General features: G+C 69.7%; 13 protein-coding genes. 4 read left to right on the forward strand and 9 right to left on the reverse strand.

Features of this window, described 5'->3' with window-relative positions; all coding sequences use genetic code 11:
- Positions 1–105 precede the first annotated feature (105 nt).
- Positions 106–1,419, forward strand: coding sequence for a helix-turn-helix domain-containing protein (locus tag SK803_RS10950; RefSeq protein WP_319965746.1), 1,314 nt, complete (start codon positions 106–108; stop codon positions 1,417–1,419).
- Positions 1,420–1,450: 31 nt separating this feature from the next.
- On the opposite strand, the gene SK803_RS10955 is transcribed toward SK803_RS10950, so the two are convergent.
- Positions 1,451–2,041: a superoxide dismutase family protein gene (locus SK803_RS10955; protein ID WP_319965747.1), complete on the reverse strand. Its 591-nt coding sequence runs from the start codon at positions 2,039–2,041 to the stop codon at positions 1,451–1,453.
- 13 nt (positions 2,042–2,054) lie between these two features.
- Positions 2,055–4,448, reverse strand: a complete 2,394-nt coding sequence (locus SK803_RS10960) for a hypothetical protein (protein ID WP_319965748.1) — start codon at positions 4,446–4,448, stop codon at positions 2,055–2,057.
- A gap of 118 nt (positions 4,449–4,566) precedes the next feature.
- Between SK803_RS10960 and SK803_RS10965 the strand changes: the two genes are divergently transcribed.
- Positions 4,567–6,441 carry a S41 family peptidase gene (locus tag SK803_RS10965; RefSeq protein ID WP_319965749.1) on the forward strand — a complete coding sequence of 625 codons (1,875 nt, stop codon included), beginning with the start codon at positions 4,567–4,569 and terminating at the stop codon, positions 6,439–6,441.
- Between the two features lie 104 nt (positions 6,442–6,545).
- On the opposite strand, the gene SK803_RS10970 is transcribed toward SK803_RS10965, so the two are convergent.
- Positions 6,546–7,127 carry a hypothetical protein gene (locus SK803_RS10970; protein WP_319965750.1) on the reverse strand — a complete coding sequence of 194 codons (582 nt, stop codon included), beginning with the start codon at positions 7,125–7,127 and terminating at the stop codon, positions 6,546–6,548.
- Positions 7,128–7,202: 75 nt separating this feature from the next.
- A complete protein-coding gene (locus SK803_RS10975) occupies positions 7,203–8,129 on the reverse strand; it encodes a LuxR C-terminal-related transcriptional regulator (protein ID WP_319965751.1) in 927 nt (308 codons plus the stop codon).
- Between the two features lie 318 nt (positions 8,130–8,447).
- Between SK803_RS10975 and SK803_RS10980 the strand changes: the two genes are divergently transcribed.
- A complete protein-coding gene (locus SK803_RS10980; protein ID WP_319965752.1) occupies positions 8,448–10,118 on the forward strand; it encodes a S8 family peptidase in 1,671 nt (556 codons plus the stop codon).
- 54 nt (positions 10,119–10,172) lie between these two features.
- Here the strand turns inward: SK803_RS10980 and SK803_RS10985 are convergent, their stop codons facing one another.
- Positions 10,173–11,408, reverse strand: coding sequence for a glycosyltransferase (locus SK803_RS10985; protein ID WP_319965753.1), 1,236 nt, complete (start codon positions 11,406–11,408; stop codon positions 10,173–10,175).
- 100 nt (positions 11,409–11,508) lie between these two features.
- Here SK803_RS10985 and SK803_RS10990 point away from each other — a divergent pair, with 100 nt between their 5' ends.
- Positions 11,509–12,258: a PIG-L family deacetylase gene (locus SK803_RS10990; protein ID WP_319965754.1), complete on the forward strand. Its 750-nt coding sequence runs from the start codon at positions 11,509–11,511 to the stop codon at positions 12,256–12,258.
- A gap of 72 nt (positions 12,259–12,330) precedes the next feature.
- Here the strand turns inward: SK803_RS10990 and SK803_RS10995 are convergent, their stop codons facing one another.
- From SK803_RS10995 to SK803_RS11010, 4 genes are all read right to left on the reverse strand, one after another.
- Positions 12,331–12,954: an LPXTG cell wall anchor domain-containing protein gene (locus SK803_RS10995; RefSeq protein WP_319965755.1), complete on the reverse strand. Its 624-nt coding sequence runs from the start codon at positions 12,952–12,954 to the stop codon at positions 12,331–12,333.
- A gap of 131 nt (positions 12,955–13,085) precedes the next feature.
- Positions 13,086–15,950, reverse strand: a complete 2,865-nt coding sequence (locus SK803_RS11000) for a bifunctional RecB family nuclease/DEAD/DEAH box helicase (protein WP_319965756.1) — start codon at positions 15,948–15,950, stop codon at positions 13,086–13,088.
- Positions 15,951–16,042: 92 nt separating this feature from the next.
- Entirely contained in the window at positions 16,043–16,705 is a 663-nt protein-coding gene (ku, locus tag SK803_RS11005; protein WP_319965757.1) for a non-homologous end joining protein Ku, read from the reverse strand.
- A gap of 105 nt (positions 16,706–16,810) precedes the next feature.
- On the reverse strand, positions 16,811–18,196 hold the full coding sequence (locus tag SK803_RS11010; protein WP_319965758.1) for an SDR family NAD(P)-dependent oxidoreductase: 1,386 nt from the start codon (positions 18,194–18,196) through the stop codon (positions 16,811–16,813).
- Positions 18,197–18,231 lie beyond the last annotated feature (35 nt).

The raw sequence follows: 18,231 nt of genomic DNA on the forward strand, positions 1-18,231 counted from the left end.
GGGACGAGTCCCCCAGATTTGTGCCCGAAGGTGAATATGGGGGGCCACACCCCATGTTTCGCCGCTCCCACGGCCCGAGACTCGAGGTCCGAGGAGGGAACGGGCATGAGGGAGTTCGGCGAACTACTGCGCACGCACCGCATCCACGCAGGCCTGACCCAGCAACAGCTGGCTGATTTCGCGATGGTGAGCGTGCGGGCCATCCGCGACCTGGAATGCGGCCGCACCCGGTCGCCACGCGCCGAGACGGTGCGCCTGCTCGCGGACGGGCTGCGGCTGGACGAGGGCAGCCGCGCGAACCTGCAACAGGCCGGGGGAAGGCCGGCGGGCCCGGTGCCGGTGGCACCACCCGCGCCGGCCGCGGTGATCGTGGGCCGGGAGGTGGAGACCCTCGCACTGATGGACCTGCTGGCCGAGGGTGCGGCCGCGGCTCGGGGACGCCAGGGCGGTGCCGCGGTGCTCACGCACGGGCACGGTGCCGTGGCTGCTGCCCAGGCCGGGGAACGCCAGGCCGAGGCCGCTGACGTGTGGGCCATGGGTGGCGGTGTGAACGGCCGCGAAACCGAGGGTGCCACCTCGGCTCGGGGCCTCCAGCGCGGTGCCGCGGACCTGCTGGCCGCCGGCACGACGGACGGCGCGTGTGCCGGCGGACCCGGCGCGGCGCGGCGGCTGGTCACGATCACCGGCGTCAGCGGCGTCGGCAAGACCCGGCTCGCCCTGGAGGTGGCGGGCGAGCTGCACTTCCGGCTCGGCTGGTCGGTGCTGTGGCATCCGGCCCGCACGCCGGTGATCGACGACGACCAGGACACCGTCCTCGTCACCGATCGCCTGCCCGACCTGTGCCTGCTGGCCGCTCATCCGCGCCTGCGGATCGTCGTCACCGCGCTGGCACCGACGGGGCTGCCCGGCGAGCACGTGTTCCCGCTGGCGCCGTTGGGTGACGACGCCGCGGTGCGGTTGCTGCTCACGCACGTGCACCGGGTGCGGCCAGGCTTCCGGGCGGAACCCGGCAACCAGGCCGCGCTGACCGGGCTGGTGCACGAGCTGGACGGCCTGCCGTCGGCGCTGGAGTTCGCCGCCGGGTGGTTCATGGTCTACTCGCCGCAGCACCTGCTGGAACGGCTGCGGTCCAACCCGATGGACCCGACTTCGGCCCATCTGCGCGACTCGCTGCGCCGTTCGCTGTCCACACTGGACTCCGACGAGCTCGCGCTGCTCACGCGGATGGCCGACGGGTCCGGCTGGGACCGCCCGGACGCACCCGGCACCGGGCACGATCCTGCGCGCGCCTTGTGCGTGCGTGGACTGGTCCGCCGCGCGGGACCCCGATACGAGGTGCTCAACCTCGTGCGCGCGGCGGTGCTGGAACCGGTGTCAGGGCCACACCTCACTGGGGGTGTGGCCCTGGCCTGGCCCTGACCCGGCCTTGTCAGGGGCTGGAACCGAGCGATCAGAACTGAGCGGTCAGGCACGCGAGGCGGTCACCGGCGGTGCCCGCCTTGCCGTGCTCGGTGCTGGTGTGCGCGGCGTGCACGATGACCGCGTTCGCCTCGCCCTTGCGGAACTCCCACTTCACCGTCGCGGTGCCGGTCGCCGCGCCCTGTGCGTCGGTGGTGAAGTCGAGCCAGATCTCGTTCTGGGCGTTGGCGTACTTCGCGTCGACGCTGGGCGTCACCGGGTCCTTCTCGTTCTGGTAGTGCGGGCCCGAGTCGGCGGGCTTGGCGCCGCACGGCTTGGTGTGCACGTGCGAGCCGTACTTGGTGTTCGGCAGCAGGCCGGACACCTTCAGCTCGACCGTCGTCTGTCCATCTGAGACGGACGAGCCAGCGGAGAGCTTGGCGCCCAACGGGATTCGCTTGACGTCGTAGGTGATGCCCTTCGGCTGGTCACCGGAGGCCGCGGGGGCCGCGACGTCGGTCTCGGCCACCGGCTTGATGGCGGGCGGCGCCGGCGTCGAGGAGGACGGGGCCTCGCTCGAGCAGGCGGCCAGTCCGGCGGTGAGCAGTACGGCACCCACGAGGGCGGCCACAGTCGTGCGCATGTTTCTCCTTGAGTCAACTGCGTTCCAGGTTCCCACCCCCTCCACGTCCACCATCGGGTGACCGGTTCAGATCAATTGAGACGAGGTCGGTGAACGCCTGCCGATAGGCCGCGCACAGGTGATAACCGCCATGAGTCTCCACTGTGTCCGGAGAACCGTCCGTCTCATTTGCGCGACGATCAAGCGGGTTGTCCTCCCAGCCGTGCACCGGGAAGCCGAGATAGTCGGTGCGGCGCCACAGGTTTATCCAGTTCTCACCCAGCAACGTCGTGAGGCCGCGTTCCGGTGCCTCGCCGGGCTTTCGCCGCCACGGGTCGCACGAGAACAACGCGCCCGCCCGCACCTCGGGCGTGCCGAGCACGGCAGGCCCGAGCAGTTCGGGGAAGATCCGCCCGAAGTACGGCCGCAGCTGCACGCCGTACGTCAGCAGCTGAACCCGCCGCAAATACCCTTCCGGCAACGCGAACAGCGCCGCCACGGCCAGGACCGCGCCCAGGCTGTGCGCGGACAGCACCACGCGATGATCAGGCGACTCGTCCAGGAACTCGCGGGAGCGGTCGGCGATCTCCGGCACCGCGCGCTCGGCGTAGCAGGGCGGCGCGAACGGGTGCGCCGTGCGCGGCAGGAAGCACATCAGGTCCCACAACAGCCCGAGCGGCCGGCGGTTGGTGAGCATGCCGGCGCCGACGAACGACCCGATCACCGCGACCCCGGCGAGGCCGGTGACCCAGTCGCCCTTGCCCACCACCCACGTCACGCCCCGCCACTGCGACCACGAAGGCGCGTCGAACGTCAGGTAGCAGGTCAGGATCAGCGCGAGCACGCCGAGCGTCGACAGCACGCCGATGACGTTCTCCGCCCGGTGCGTGACGGCGACCACGTGCCGCACCCGCACGACGAGCACCTCGGCCTCGCCGTCGAGCACGGCGGGCGCGAGCAGCCGCGACAGCAATGTGACGGCCTGCGCGATCACCAGCAGCACCAGCGGAACCAGCGCCACCGCGAAGGCCGCGCTGAACCACGAGTAGAACGACGGCGCCCGCAGCCCGGTCCCGACCCACCCGCGGAACGTCAGCACCAGCACCGTCGACAGCATCACCGACGAGGTCAGCGACAACCCCAGCAGCACACCGGGTCCCGCGCCGCGCCACGCCTGCCACTCGTCACCGTGCCGCGGCCGCGCCCGCCACGCGAGCACCCCGCCGAACACCGCCGCGCCGACCCACGCGAGCGAAACCCAATACGTGGCAACCATGGACACGACGAACAGCACGAGCAGAACCAAAGGCCCCTTGGCGTCGTTGCGCCGCCACGACCACGCCGCCAGCACCGATCCGAGCAACGCCACCGTGACGACCGGCGGCCCCCACGACGTCAGCCACAGCGGGCCGGTGAACTCCGGCGCGATCGCGTACAGCGCGAATCCGTGCGCCACCAGCACGATCACCGACGAGATCATCAGCAGCCACGACCACAGGCCGCCCTTCTCGGTCGACGGCACGTCCGGGCAGTCGGTCGCCGTCACCACGACCCGGCCCATGACCGTCGCCAGCAGTCCACCGGCGAGCACGCTCAGCACCAGGAAGAACGCGTGCTGCAACTGCTGAGCGCTCGTCACCAGCACCACCGCGCAACATCCGGCCGCGATGTGCAGGCGGGTGAGCCGGCGGATCCGCGGGCTGCCCTCCCACATGGACGACCGGCTGAGCATCACCCCGGCCCGCCGGACCGGCTTGCGCCGCATCGTCGTTCCCTCGTACCTGCTGCGGGACAACGACGTCAGCGCCAGCAGGCCGAGCAGCAGCAACACCGGCACGGCGGACGCGGCGAGCACCCTGATGTGCCGCGCCGGATCACCGAGCAGGTCCAGGAACTCCGGCAGCCGCTTGCAGGTCGTGCCCGGCAACGAGCACTGGATCGCGTAGATGTCGATCGCCACCTCGCACACGGAGAGCACCAGCAACACCGTGAGCCCCAGCCCGAACAACCGCGTCGAAGCGGCGCCGCGCCCGGCGTTCCACCACACCATGTGCTTCGTCGTCGGCATCGAGTCGTCGGGCAGTTTGCGCGACCAGTAGGCGACGTTCGCCAGCCCGAACGGCAGCAGCAGCGCCCACCCGATGCGCCCCAGCACGTTCGCGAGCACCGACGGCACCCCGCTGCCCGGCACCCCGGGAGTGCTGCGCGCCATGCCGCCCCACGAGTACGCCTCGCGCCGCACGTCCTGCGGCACTTGCCCGGCGTGATCGGTCGGTAACTCGGCGAGTTTGTCCGGCTTCGGCCGCCAGAAGCTGCCGAACCGGTCGCCGCGGAACTGTTCGACCGCGTGGTCGGGGAGCGCCAGCATGGCGTCCGGGGGCGTGTTGTTCACCCCGTGGATGCGCAGTTCCAAGGCCCGTGGACTCATCGCCGGCCTCCCTTTACTCCAGTTGTCGTCTGGAAAACTGCTCCAATTAGCGGCCGAACGGGTGAAAAAGGTGTATCCAGCCGCCCTGGAAAGCCTCTACTTGGCAAGGAGGCCCGCCATGACCGCAACCGCTCACCCGAACGTCGCAAACTCCGTCGGACTCGCCGAGTTCCTCGCGACGTCGGGCACGCTCACCCTCGCGCAGCGCAAGCTGATCGTCGACCAGGCGCTCGTGCTGCTGGAACAGAACTACGCGCATCTGCCCCTCAAAGTCGCGATGCACGCGGTGAACCCCGTGCAAAGACTCAGGGTCCTACGAGCCAGACTCGAACGGCAGACCGACGCCACGGCCGATCCCGAGTGGCAGTTCCACCGCGACCTGTCGAGCACCTTCCACTCGGTGCGCGACCTGCACACGAACTACCTGCTGCCCGCCCCGTACGCGGGCAAGATCGCCTTCCTGCCGTTCCAGCTGGAGCGCTGCTTCGCCGAGGACGGCACCGAGGAGTACCTCGTCACCCGCACCGTCGCGAACTTCTCCGGTCTCGCCGCCGGTACCGTGGTGACGCACTGGAACGGCATACCGATCGCCCGCGCGGTCGCGTTGAACGGTGCGATCTTCGCGGGCAGCAACACCGCCGCGAACCTCGCCCGCGGCCTGGAGTCGCTCACGTTGCGGCCCTTGGTGATCCAGCTCCCGCCGGACGAGGCCTGGGTCGTCGTGACCTACCGCGGCGCGGCCGGAGCCGAGGAGATCCGGGTCGACTGGCAGGTCATCGACAACCTGCCGCCGATGACCGACGTCGACTCGCTGTCGCCCGCCGCGGCCGCGCAGGGCGTAGATCTGGACTCCGACGAGAAGGCCCGCGCCAAGAAGCTGTTGCACGCGCCCAACGTCGTGCAGGCCGAGGCCACCGGCGGTGCCGTCGCGATGGCCGCGCAGGATGTCCCGACGACCATGCCCGGCGTGTTCCGCGCCCGTCCGGTCACCACGCCGTCCGGTGAGTTCGGCCACCTGCGGATCTTCACGTTCAGCGTGGACGACCCCGAGGCGTTCCTCGCGGAGTTCATCAGGCTCGCGGCCCTGCTGCCGCAGAACGGGCTCATCGTCGACGTCCGCGACAACGGCGGCGGCCACATCTTCGCCTCGGAGTTCCTGCTGCAGACGATGACGCCGCGGCGCGTCGACCCGGAACCCGTGCAGTTCCTCAGCACGCCGCTGAACCTGCGGATCTGCCGCCGGCACGCGGACGACCCGACCGGCCAGATCGACCTCGGCCCGTGGTTCCCGTCGCTCGACTCCTCGACCGAGACCGGCCAGGCGTTCTCGTGCGCCCACACCATCACGCCGGTCGACGGCGCGAACGCCGTGGGCCAGACCTACCACGGCCCGGTCCTGCTGATCACCGACGCGCGCTGCTACTCCGCCACCGACATCTTCGCCGCGGGCTGGGCCGACCACGAACTGGGCCCGATCCTCGGCGTGGACGACAACACCGGTGCCGGCGGCGCGAACGTGTGGACGCACGGGCTGCTGATGACGCTGCTGAAGATCCCGGGGCCGGGCGACACCGAGTCGCCGTACAAGACGTTGCCGGGCAAGGCGAACATGCGCGTGTCGATCCGCCGCACGCTGCGGGTCGGCAAGCTCTCCGGCACGCCCGTGGAGGACCTGGGCGTGCGACCGACGCACCAGCACCGGGTGACGCGGGCAGACCTGTTGCAGGGCAACGTGGATCTGCTCGCCAAGGCGGGCTCGCTGCTCGCCGCGATGCCGGTGCGCAGGCTGGGCGTGGCGGTCGACGGGACGACCGTCTCACTGGACACCGTGAACCTCGACCGGGTGGACGTCTACGTCGACGGCCGCCCCGTCACCTCGCAGGACGTGACCGACGGCGCGCACGTCGTGACGTTGGCCGCGGCCGGACGCGAAGTGCGCGTCGAAGGGTTCGCGGAAGGGCAGCTGGTGGCCGCGCGCAAGGTCATCAGTTGAGAGAGCGGGCGCTTCCGGTGACTCCATGACCGGAAGCGCCCGCACCAGAACTACTACCTGGTTGCCAGAACTACCTGGTTGCCAGAACTACTTGGTTGCCAGAACTACCTGGTGAAGGTGAAGGCGCGGTCGGTGGCCAGAGCCGCCAGCCGCGCCTCGGTGCCCGGCGTCCAGCTCTGGACCCAGACGACCTCGCCGTTGCGGCGGAAGTTCCGCGCCGACGTGATGCCGAACCGCTCGTCCTTCGAGAACACGGTCACGCCACCCCGGTGGTCACTGACCGTGCGGGTGCACGTGGTGGTCTCGCAGTACTCCTTCGGCGACCACGCGTGCGCGCCCGGCGCGTTGACCTGCGTGTACGTCGTGACGTTCTGGCCGTTGTAGGTGAACGACACGGTGTTGCCCATGTACTGCATGTCGTCGAACACGCCCTCGGCCTCGCCACCCCAGTTGCCCGGCGAGACGTTCTGCGCGCCGCGGAACGCCCGCGGGTAGGTCTGCTGCTGCCGCGCGGAGAACCCGTCTGCCTGCTTCTGCAGCTCCGCCTTGGTCTTGTGGACCGGCGTGATGTCCTTCGGCGGCCACGTGAGGTCCGTGGAAGCCGATGCGGACGCCGTCGCCGTGCCCGCGAGACCGATGAGTGCGAGGCCCGTCAGGGCAGCCGCCATCACGTTGCGCATGCGCATGTATCCCCCTGGTGATGTGTGCTTGCACAGAGGGAGACGCCGCAAGATCACTTTTGGTTGCCACCAGGTTTCCGGCTAGAGCCAGCCGCGCCGCATCGCCTGCACGCCGGCCTGGAACCTGGTCTGCGCGCCGCACCGGTCCATCAGCTGCCGCACCCGCCGCTGCACGGTCCGCGGCGCCAGCCCGAGCTGCCGGGCGATCGACTCGTCGGTCAGCCCGGCCGCGAGCAGCCCGAGCAGGTTCGGGTCGATGTCGGCCGCCGCCGCGTAGATCCCGCCGGGGCTGAACGGGATTCCCTTGTCCCAGTACAGCTCGAACGTCGACCGCAGCACGTCCAGCAACGCCGACGGGCGGATCAGCAGCACCTTGTCGATCACGTCACCGGACGCCACGGGCAGCACGGCGGCGTGCGCGTCGATCACGGCGAGCTTGAACGGCAGCGTCGGCGTGACGCGGGCCCGTTCGCCGGCCGCGACCATTTCGATGATCTCGGCGACCCGGCCCGGCAGGTCCACAGCGGACCTGTCGTAGACCACGCGCCACTGCACGTCCCGTTGCCGCGTCGAGTCCTCCAGTTCGGCGTGTTCCTCCTGCGGCGACAGGTAGGGCGGCTGGTCGAGCACGCAGACCTCCTCGCGCGCACCGCCCAGCAACGTCCGCCACAGATCGCGCACAGCGTCCTTTCCGGACACCACCTCGACGAACGCGTTGTCCGCCAGCTCCTCGTCGCGGTTGCGCAGGTACAGCTCCATCAACGGGCCGACGTCCGCGCGAGCCCGCCGGTTGGCCTCCTCACGGGCCGCGATCAGGGCCTCGACCGCGAGATCGGGCGCGACCGCCTGCCACACGTCGCCGGGCAGGTGCCGGACCAGGCCGAGCTCTCGCATCTGCTCCAGCACCACGACGGCGACGCCGATCTCGTCGGTGGTGCGGCTGCCTCCCGTTACCAGAAGCTCGTAAACGGCCGTTAGCTCCGGAGAGACGCCCAAGTGTCCGAACACGGCCATATTGTGCGCCATTCAGAGCAGTAGCCCTGTCGTGAACACGCCAGTGTCGGAAACCGGACTCCGCTAGACCTGTTTTCGCAGGTGTGACCCGACTTACGGTCCACGTCACCTCCGCAGCCGGTTCAGAACACTGACGCCCTCAACGGCACGCGAAGGCCCTGCGTGGAAGGACCTCACGTGAACGGATTGCGACGCACGACCCTGTGCGCCGCGGCAGTTTCCGCCGCCGTGTTCAGCGTTGTCTCACCAGTCAGTATTGGATCATCTTGGGCAGGTCCCAGCGGGATCCAGTCCCAGCCGGACTCGACTCAGGTGAACCGCCCCTTCGAGCGGCTGATCGTCGGCTACAAGCCCGGCACCGCCGAGGCCTCGTCCGACACCGCTGCCTCGGACGACGCGAAGAACAAGGGCAAGTCCGTGCACCGCCGCATGGCGAGTGGCGCGGTCGTCGTCGACCTCGGCTCGAAGACCACGAACGCCGAGAACACCATCCAGGCGTTCAAGAACGACCCGAAGGTCGCCTACGTCGAGCCGGACCTGCTGATGCAGCCGTTCGCCGACCCGAACGACACCGAGTACTCCCGGCAGTGGGACCTGTTCGAGGCCACCGCGGGCATGAACGTGCCCGGTGCGTGGTCCAGCACCACCGGCTCCGGTGTGACCGTCGCGGTCATCGACACCGGCTACGTCGCGCACAGCGATCTGGCATCCAAAGTCGTCGCGGGGTACGACTTTGTTTCCGACTCCGCTCGTGCCCGCGACAACAACGGCCGTGACTCCAACCCGGCCGACGAGGGTGACTGGACCGCACGCGGTGAGTGCGGCACCGACGCCAACGGCCAGCCCGTTCCGCCGGCTGACCAGGGTTCGTCCTGGCACGGCACGCACGTGGCCGGCACGATCGCCGCGTCCACGAACAACAGCAAGGGCATCGCGGGCATCGCCTACGACGCCAAGATCCAGCCGTTGCGCGTGCTCGCCAAGTGCGGTGGCGCCACCTCGGACATCGCCGACGCGATCACCTGGGCGTCCGGCGGCACGGTGAGCGGCGTGCCCGCGAACGCGACGCCCGCCAAGGTCATCAACATGTCGCTGGGCGGTCAGTCGTCCTGCTCGACGACCTACCAGAACGCGATCAACGGTGCCATCAACCGCGGCTCCACGGTCGTCGTCGCGGCCGGCAACTCGAACGCCAACGTCGCCAACTTCACCCCGGCCAACTGCAACGGCGTGGTGACCGTCGCGGCACTGGGCCGTGAGGGCAACAAGGCGTTCTACTCGAACTACGGCACCCGCATCGACGTGGCGGCGCCCGGCGGCGAGACCCGTCGCGGCACCGACACCCCAGGCACCATCACCACGCCGGAGAACGGCATCTGGTCGACGCTGAACGCCGGCGCGACCGTCCCCGGTGCCGAGAACTACAAGCCCTACCAGGGCACGTCGATGGCCGCCCCGCACATCGCGGGCCTCGCGGCACTGCTGGTGGCGAAGAAGCCGTCGCTGACCCCGGCCCAGGTCAAGGACCTGATCAAGACCAACGCCAGGGCGATCCCCGGCACGTGCAGCGGTGGCTGTGGCGCCGGCCTGGCCGACGCGACCAAGACCGTGAACGCGCTGGACACCACGCCGCCGCCCAGCGGTGGCCTGGAGAACACCACGGACGTGGCGATCGCCGACCTCGGCACCGTCACCTCCTCGATCAGCTCCACGGTGACGGGCAACGCCTCCTCGACGACCAAGGTCGGGGTGGACATCGTCCACACCTACCGCGGCGACCTGGTGATCGACCTGGTCGCGCCGGACGGCACCGCCTACCGGCTGAAGAACTCCTCCTCGTCCGACAGTGCCGACAACGTGGTGGCGACCTACACGGTCAACGCCTCGTCCGAGGTCGCGGCGGGCACGTGGAAGCTGCGGGTCCAGGACGTGTACTCCGGTGACACCGGGTACATCAACGCCTGGAACCTGACCCTGCGATAGCTCCACGAGTTCGCCGAGGGGCGGCGCTCTCCTTCCTGAGGGGACGCCGCCCTTTCACATGCTGACCAGCCTGCGGTTGCGCTGCACGATCCGTTCGAGATATCCGGCCACCTCGCGAATGGACGGCAACCCGAGCATGTGCCGTTGCGCTTTCCGCACTCCTTGCCGCACCGCCGCGTTCGTCAGCGCGTACCGGCAGGCGGACGCCACCGCGTCCGCCTCGAAGTCCTGCACCCGGACGCCGAGCCCGAGTTCGCCGACCCGGTGGGCGTTGTGCATCTGGTCGTGCAGCACCGGCAACACCGCGACCGGCACCCCGGCCCGCATGGCCTCCCGAATCGAGTTGTAACCCCCGTGCGACACCAGCAAGTCCGCCGCCTGCAACAACAACGCCTGCGGCAACGTCTCGGCCAGGTGCACGTTCGCCGCCCCGGAGTCCTGCACCGGCAACCCGCCGGTCAGCACCACCGCCTCGCAGTCCACAGAGGACAGCCCGGCCACCACCGTCTCCAGGTGAGCCAACGGCGAATGCCGCAACGCCTGGTCCGGCAGCGCGTCGAAGTCGAACAACCGCAACGCCGACTCGGTGGCGAACACCCCGCCGGACGTGCTCGTCGACGCCACCACCAGCGGCCGCGACGGGTCCAGATCGGCCACCCACTGCGGCAGCCGTTCCCCAGCGGAGTGGTGCGACGGCTGCTGAAAGGCGAACGCGGCGGGCATCGGCTGGCGGGCGAAGGAGTAACCCGGCGGGACCGCGTCCAGCCGCCCGTACCGGTGCGCCGAGTCGAGGGATTCGTGCAGCGGCAGGCGAAGTTCCGCGCGGCGTTCGTTCAGAGCGTTCAGCAGCGTCACCCGGTCCAGGTAAGGCCCGACCCCGGACGGCGCCGCCACGTGCGGCACACCGAGCCGTTCCGCCACCAGCAGCCCCGCGAACTCGATGCCCCCGCGCAGCACGAGATGAGGCCGGAAGTCCGAGGCCACCGGCAGCAACGCCCGCGCGGCGTTCGTGATGTGCGGACCCGCGGCGAACTCGACGATCATCTCGTCGGCGAACGGGTCGTAGTCCGGTGGGAGCGCTAACACCTCGCCCTGCAACAGGTCCGCCAGCTGGTCGCACACCTCGGGCAGCACACCGGCGGTCCGCACCGGTTCGCCGGCGAACCCGGCCAGCACCGAATCCGGGCCCGCCACCAGCACCTCGTGCCCCAGCGACGTGAGCATCGACACGAGGGGAAGGGTGGCCCGTGCGTGGGCAGCCGAGAACGCGACCGTGCACAGCACGCGCACGACAAACCTCCCCTGCCCGCCTAGGGTCCGTTCCCCACCGTAAAGAGCCGCGAGTGCCTGGGGGAATGGCGAAGTTCCACTCGCGGGTAACGTCGAGGGCATGGCGACACTGGTGACGTTCCACGCACATCCCGACGACGAGTGCATCGTCACGGGCGGCGTGATGCGGAAGGCCTTCGAGGAGGGGCATCGGGTCGTGCTCGTGGTCGCGACCCGCGGGGAGTCCGGCGAGATCCCGGACTTCCTGGAGGAGGGCGAGGAACTCTGGCAGCGGCGGGTCGTCGAGACGCAGGTGGCGGCCGACCTGCTGGGCGTGGCGCGCGTGGAGTTCCTGGGCTACCTGGACTCCGGGATGATGGGGGACGAGCTCAACGACCGGCCGGGATCGTTCTGGACGGCCGACGTCGAGGAGGCGGCCCAGAAACTCGCCGCGGTCCTGCGGGAGGAGGACGCGGACGCGCTGACGATCTACGACAGCTTCGGCGGATACGGCCACCCGGACCACGTCCAGGTGCACCGGGTGGGCAAGCGCGCGGCCGAGATCGCCGCGACACCCGCCGTGTACGAGGCGATGGTGAAGGAGTCCAGGTTCCGCGAGGCGATCGACCGCGCCGGGCTCGACCAGCCGCCGCCGCTGGGGGAGGACGCCGTGGCGGAGTCGGAGATCAACGTCGGCGTCGACGTGACGAAGTACCTCGACGTGAAGCGGGCCGCGATGCGCGCGCACGCCTCGCAGATCGCCGAACACTCGCTCTTCCTGGCGCTGGACGACGAGACGTTCGCCTACGTCTTCGGCACCGAGTGGTTCATCCGCCAAGGCCACGGCCCAGCGGACACTTTGGAGCTCTAGCGGCGAGTCACACCACTGGCAAGCAGGAACGGGGGCGGCCGGCCGGCCACCCCCGTTCGTCGTTCAGCTAGTTCACGCGCTGCGGCGGCGGCGCAGGAACAGCAGCGTGCCGGCACCGGCACCCACGAGACCCAGACCCGAGAGCAGTAGCCACAACGGGGACGCACCGGTCGCCGCGAGCGGCGGTTCCGGCGTGCTGCCACCGGGAGCCGGGGCAGCCGGGGTCGACGACGACGGCGGCGTCACGGAGGACGAGGGCACCTCCGGCTGGGTCGGGACACCCGGCTGGGTCGGCTCCTGCGGCTTGGTCGACGAAGGCGGCGCCTTCGTGACACACGACTTGACCAACTTGTCCCAGTCGAAGTCGTAGCTCTTCTTCGGCGTGGTGTCTGACGCGTTCACCTCGACGACGAAGTTGTGGTCGACCGTGGCGTCGAGCTTGTCCCACGTCTTCGACCAGCTCTCGCTGAAGTTCTTGGTGGGCTGGAGCTCCGTGCCGCCGTCCTTCACGAGCACGGTGTTCTTGTTGCCGCCCGCGTACTGGGTGAGTGTCACCTTCAGCACGGTCACTTTCGCGTTCTGGTCGCAGTAGGCCTCCACCTTGGGAGTGTGCGCACTGGCCGGGGTGGCCAGCGCCAAGGAGACCAGGGTCGCGGTGGCCGTCACCACGAACGCGCCGAGAACTCTACTTGCCAACGGATTTCTCCTGCTCTGGATGGTGCGTGGCGGATCGAGCGATTCGATTTCTTGATCACCCGACTGGGTGAACCGCGCCACGCTAGCAACACAGAGCACTCGGAAGGTCACCGTATGACAACGCTAAGGTGTCACCACGAACAGATCCTCATGTTTTCTGTTAGGCCGATCATGCCCGCCACCAGGCGCATCTGTTCCACGCCGCGGACGTCCGCGTTCAGCAGCTGTGGCGAGCAGATCATCACGGCGAGCGCCTGGGCACGCGACAGTGCCACGTTCAATCTGTTACGTGACAAAAGAAAGTCCAGGCCACGCGGCAGGTCCACGGTGGACGACGACGTCATGGACATGATGACCGCGGGTGCTTCCTGACCCTGGAAGCGGTCCACTGTGCCCACCCGGGCTTCGTCGAAACCCGCATCTGCCAACCTTCGGCGGATCACCCTGACCTGCAGGTTGTACGGCGCGACCACGAGAATGTCCGCATCGGTCAGTTCGCGCGTTTCGCCGTTGTCCGTCCACCTACGACCGACGAGCGAGCGCACAGTGTCCACCACGGCGTCCGCTTCCTCGGTCGACGCCGTTATGTTGTGCCGGTGATCGACCTCGCGCAGGTAGATCCCGGGCTCGATGCCCTCGATACCGCGATTCGCCGCCGATTCGTGCGAATGGAGCAGTCCGGCATAAGAAAGTTCTGACACCGGCTTGCACACCGCCGGGTGCATCCGGCGCGTCTGGGCCAGGAAGTAACCGAGGTGGCCGGGGATCACGTCCGCGTCGCCGAGCAGGTGCCCGAGCGCCGACGCGTCACTGCCCGGCGGGTGCACGCCCTGCACGACCTGCGGCAGCTGCTGCGGATCTCCCAGCAGCACGAGGTTCTTGGCGGCCGTGGCCACCGCCACCGCGTCGGCGAGCGCGAACTGACCGGCCTCGTCGATGATCATCACGTCGAACGGCTGCGCCTTGATCACGGCGTTGGAGAACGTCCACGCGGTGCCGCCGACCAGATGTCCCTGCGGGTGTTCCTCACGCCAGCGAGCCAGCGCGCCGTTGTCCTTCGGCTGGTCCCACGGCACGTCCTCCTCGGGCTTTCCCTTGGGGCGCTTGGCCATCGGGATGTCCGGGTCGGCCGAGCGCAGCACGTTCTCCACGGCCTTGTGCGACGTGGACGTCACCGCGACCGTCTTGCCCTGGTCGATCAGGTGCTTCACGAGCTTGGTCGCCAGGTACGTCTTGCCGGCGCCGGGCGGTCCCTGCACGGCCAGCGTGCCGCCGTCGAGCTGGTCGACGGCCTTGATCACGGCCTGCACCACGTCGGGGTGCTGCGGCAACTGTCCAGGCGGCGTGCGCAGCAACAGGTCGATGCCGGGGTTGCGGGGGAGCAGCGGCAGCAGGTGCACGGCCTGTTCGGCGAGCTCCGCGACGGCCTCGTCCTTGGGCGACGCCGGCACCGGGCTGCCGGGCAGCACCGCGACGGGCAGCTCGCCGTGCTCCTGCGAGTTGCTCTCGGTCAGCACCAGCTCGTACGGGTTGTCGTCCGACACAACGGCATTGCGCGTGACGTTGCCGGGGTACAGCAGCCGGACCTGCTCCCCGGAACCGAACGGATGCGGCCGCTCCGGATCGATCCGCGCGTGCACCTGCCGTTTGTGCGTCCGGACCCGCCCGCTCGGCGGCACCCAGTCCTCTGCCCTCAGGGTGATCGGCACCGCGCAGTGCGAATCCGTCTCCAGGTCCGAGATCGGCGCGCTGGCCTGCCGGAAGAAGTCGCCCCACGCGGGACTCGCCTCCCGCCGGTGGTACCCGACCGTCGCCGCGAACAACGCGTGCCCCTCGGCGAGCAACGGCTCGGTCAGCGCCGCCATCCGGCGCGCCCGCTCGGCCGCCTTCTCCAGCGCGGCCTCGTCCCGCTCCTCACGCACCGCGGTCTCGACACCGTGCTCGCGCTTGATCTTATCCAGCAGATCGCGGACACCCCGCGTCGGAACTTCGTCGTCCAGCAACGGTTTCAACGCCGGCAGCGTGTACTCCCGCGTCGACACCCTGATCACCCGCCGGGTCAGCGCGCCCAGATCCACGCACCGCCGCACGAGTTCGTCCACTTCGGACTCCAGCGTCGCCGCGCGGGCGGACCTGGCCACGAGATCGTGCGGCGTGAAGTGGTACACCGTGCCCGTCGGCGTGCGCTCGACGAACTCCGCGAACGTGCCCTCCCAGCCCGGCGTGCGGAACGTGTCGCCGTCCACTTCGAGGAACACGTCGTCCTCTTGTGGTTCCGGCAGGTTCTGCAGCGCTTCCGGCGCGACGACCTCGTAGCTGGTCACGCCCGTGCGTTCCTGCTGCACCTGCAACCGGGCCTGCGCGGCCAGCGCCGTGAAGCTGGCGGGGGAGAGCGTGGCGGGCCGCTCGTCGGTCCGCGCGAGCGCGTCGATCGTGTCGATGCCGGCCGAAACCAGCTTCCGCCGCTGGTCGGACCTGAGCCCGGCCACGAGCGACAGGTCACGCGCTTCCTCACGCCCCGAAGCGCAGTGGCGGGCGAAACGGCACCCGTTGCACGCGGCCCTGACATCACCCCACGACCGCTTCGGCGCAGGTGAGGGCGTCGCGAGCCGCGTCTGGAGGCGGCCGAGCAGGGGACCGAAGTCGGCGACGCGGAACGACGTGCGCCGGCCGTCGATGATCAGGTGCGCCCGCTCGGCACCCAGTGCGCGCGCCACCGCGGTCAGGCTCAGGACGGCCAGGGGAGTGGCCTCCTGCGCTTCCTCGCACGGCTCGTAGCCGTCCGGAGTCAGCACCAGCGTCTGCGCCGAGCAGTGGAAGGCGCCGTCGAAGAACACGGCGTTCTCGATCAGGTCCGCGCCGGAGCGCATCTCCGCAGCCGTCCGAGCGGCCCTGCGGCGCAGCTCATCCGGGTCGCCACGCCGTTCGTCACGCGCCAGGTAGCTGCGGTGCTCGCATTCGAGCAGGTCGACGAGATCGGACGGACTGGCGAGCATGGCTGCCGATGCTAGCGCCCCTGGCGGCACGGGCGGACGACCCGCGTTCATCCCCGGTACGCGCGTCGTCCGCCCGCACCACCAGGAGCCGCCTAGACGTTGGCCTCCACCAGCTGCAGCAAGGCCTCGTGGTGCGTGTTCGGGTAGTCGTGCGGCCGGAACGGGCGTGTCTGCGCCCGCACCAGCGCGGCGGCAGCGGCCAGCTCGCCGGTGCGCACCTCGGTGTCGCGGTGCAGGAACGCGAAGTGCGGCTCGCGCACCTCGTCCGGCCACAGCAGCGTGTGCAGCACGAGCACCCCGTGCTGCGGGCGCAGGGCAGCCAGAGTCTCCTTGCCGCGCAACGCGAACTTCACGATCGCCGCGGTCTTGGTGCGCTCCAGGGTCTCCCGCAGCAGCACGTACGAGCGGACGGCCAGGTCGTCCGGTTCTACGTAGTAGCTGCGGTGCAACGCGACCGGGTCGAGGTCGGTCTGCGGCGCGAACTGCTGGACGTCGATCACGCCGTCCTCCGGCGCGGGGAGGTCGCGCGGATCTATCTGCACGATGCGGCCGTCGTCGAGCTCGTACCCGCGCCCGATGTCGTCCGCTGTCAGGCGCAGCGAGCACTCCCCGCACACCTGTTGGTGCCGCACGCGCCCGCTGTCCTCGCGGTGCACCAGGTGCACCTTGCCGCGATGTTCGGTCGACGCGGACACCAGCCGCACCGTCATCGTCGTCATGCCGAACCGAAGTGCTCCCCGCCACACTGTCCTCATGACAAATGGGTACTCGAACACTTGGTCGAATAGACCTACCTGGTGACGAAAGGGCTCGTTCGGGCGCGTCCGACGGGTACCTCGGACACGTGCGTCAGCTGAACTTCACCAATTCGACGGCGCGTAGTCCTTGAGGAAGCACCCGTACAGGTCCTCGCCGGCCTCGCCGCGCACGATCGGGTCGTACACCCGCGCGGCGCCGTCGACCAGGTCCAGCGGGGCGTGGAAGCCCTCGTCGGCGAGCCGCATCTTCATCGGGTGCGGCCGCTCGTCGGTGATCCAGCCGGTGTCGACGGCGGTCATCAGGATGCCGTCGGCCTGCAGCATCTCCTCGGCGCTCGTGCGCGTCAACATGTTCAGGGCGGCCTTGGCCATGTTCGTGTGCGGGTGCCCGGAGCCCTTGTAGGCGCGGGAGAACTGGCCCTCCATCGCGGACACGTTCACCACGTACTTGCGCCGGTGCGAGGACTTCGCCATCGCCGAACGCAGCCGTGAGATCAGCAGGAACGGCGCCGTCGAGTTGCACAGCTGCACCTCGAGCAGCTCCACCGGGTCGACCTCGTCGACGTTCTGGATCCACGAGTTGACCGGGGCGGTGTCCGGCACCAGGCCGCCCGCGTCGATGTCCTTGGAGCCCGCCATCAGCGCCAGCGTCGTCACCGAGTGCGCCTCGGGGACCGCGGTGCCGGGCAACGCCAGCTGGCCGTGGCCGCCGAACGAGATCAGCTCCGGGCGGCGGGCGTCGCCGGTCAGCGCCTCGTGCTCGGCGTTGGCGAGTGGCGCGTAGGCGTTGGAGGAGCGGCGGACGGTCTGCGCGGCGTTGTTGATCAGGACGTCGAGCGGTCCGCGGGAGGCCACCTCGTCCGCCAGCGCCAGCACCTGGGCCGGGTCGCGCAGGTCGATGCCCACGATCTTGAGCCGGTCGATCCACTCGGCGGAGTCCGGCATCGAGGCGAACCGGCGGGCCGCGTCCTTCGGGAAGCGGGTGGTGATCGTGGTGTGCGCGCCGTCACGCAGCAGCCGCAGCGCGATGTACATGCCGATCTTCGCGCGGCCACCGGTCAGCAGGGCGTTGCGGCCGGTCAGGTCCGTGCGCGCGTCGCGTTTGCCGTGGTTGAAGGCGGCGCAGGACGGGCAGAGGTTGTGGTAGAAGGCGTCCACCTCGACGAACCGCTGGCGGCACGTGTAGCAGGAACGCGCGCGCAGCAGCGTGCCCGCCGTGGCGCCCTGGGCGTTCGACACCAGGGGGAGGCCCTGCGTCTCGTCGTCGATGCGGTCCGGCGACCCGGTGGCGGTCAGCGCGGTGACGGCCCGGTCGTTGGCCGTGATGGCGGCCTTGCGCTCGGACTTACGGAACTTCTTCGCGGCCTTGAAGATCTTCGCGGTGGCCAGGCGGACGCGCACCGCGTCGTCGTGCTCCGCGGGCAGGTCCTCGACCTGGGCAAGCACGCGCAGGCAGACTTCCAGCTCTGCGGGGTCGATCGAGGTCATGAGCAGGGATTTTACGGGTTGAGGGGTGGTGGTCC

Source organism: Lentzea miocenica, assembly GCF_033949945.1.
Lineage (GTDB): Bacteria > Actinomycetota > Actinomycetes > Mycobacteriales > Pseudonocardiaceae > Lentzea > Lentzea miocenica.

What these genes read in the sequence shown, in the direction of transcription:
- SK803_RS10960 (WP_319965748.1), bottom strand. Translation starts at nt 4,448, where the DNA reads ATGAGTCCACGGGCCTTGGAACTGCGCATCCACGGGGTGAACAACACG.
- SK803_RS10970 (WP_319965750.1), bottom strand. Translation starts at nt 7,127, where the DNA reads ATGCGCATGCGCAACGTGATGGCGGCTGCCCTGACGGGCCTCGCACTC.
- SK803_RS11010 (WP_319965758.1), bottom strand. Translation starts at nt 18,196, where the DNA reads ATGACCTCGATCGACCCCGCAGAGCTGGAAGTCTGCCTGCGCGTGCTT.
- ku (WP_319965757.1), bottom strand. Translation starts at nt 16,705, where the DNA reads ATGAGGACAGTGTGGCGGGGAGCACTTCGGTTCGGCATGACGACGATG.
- SK803_RS10950 (WP_319965746.1), top strand. Translation starts at nt 106, where the DNA reads ATGAGGGAGTTCGGCGAACTACTGCGCACGCACCGCATCCACGCAGGC.
- SK803_RS10965 (WP_319965749.1), top strand. Translation starts at nt 4,567, where the DNA reads ATGACCGCAACCGCTCACCCGAACGTCGCAAACTCCGTCGGACTCGCC.
- SK803_RS10955 (WP_319965747.1), bottom strand. Translation starts at nt 2,041, where the DNA reads ATGCGCACGACTGTGGCCGCCCTCGTGGGTGCCGTACTGCTCACCGCC.
- SK803_RS11000 (WP_319965756.1), bottom strand. Translation starts at nt 15,950, where the DNA reads ATGCTCGCCAGTCCGTCCGATCTCGTCGACCTGCTCGAATGCGAGCAC.
- SK803_RS10990 (WP_319965754.1), top strand. Translation starts at nt 11,509, where the DNA reads ATGGCGACACTGGTGACGTTCCACGCACATCCCGACGACGAGTGCATC.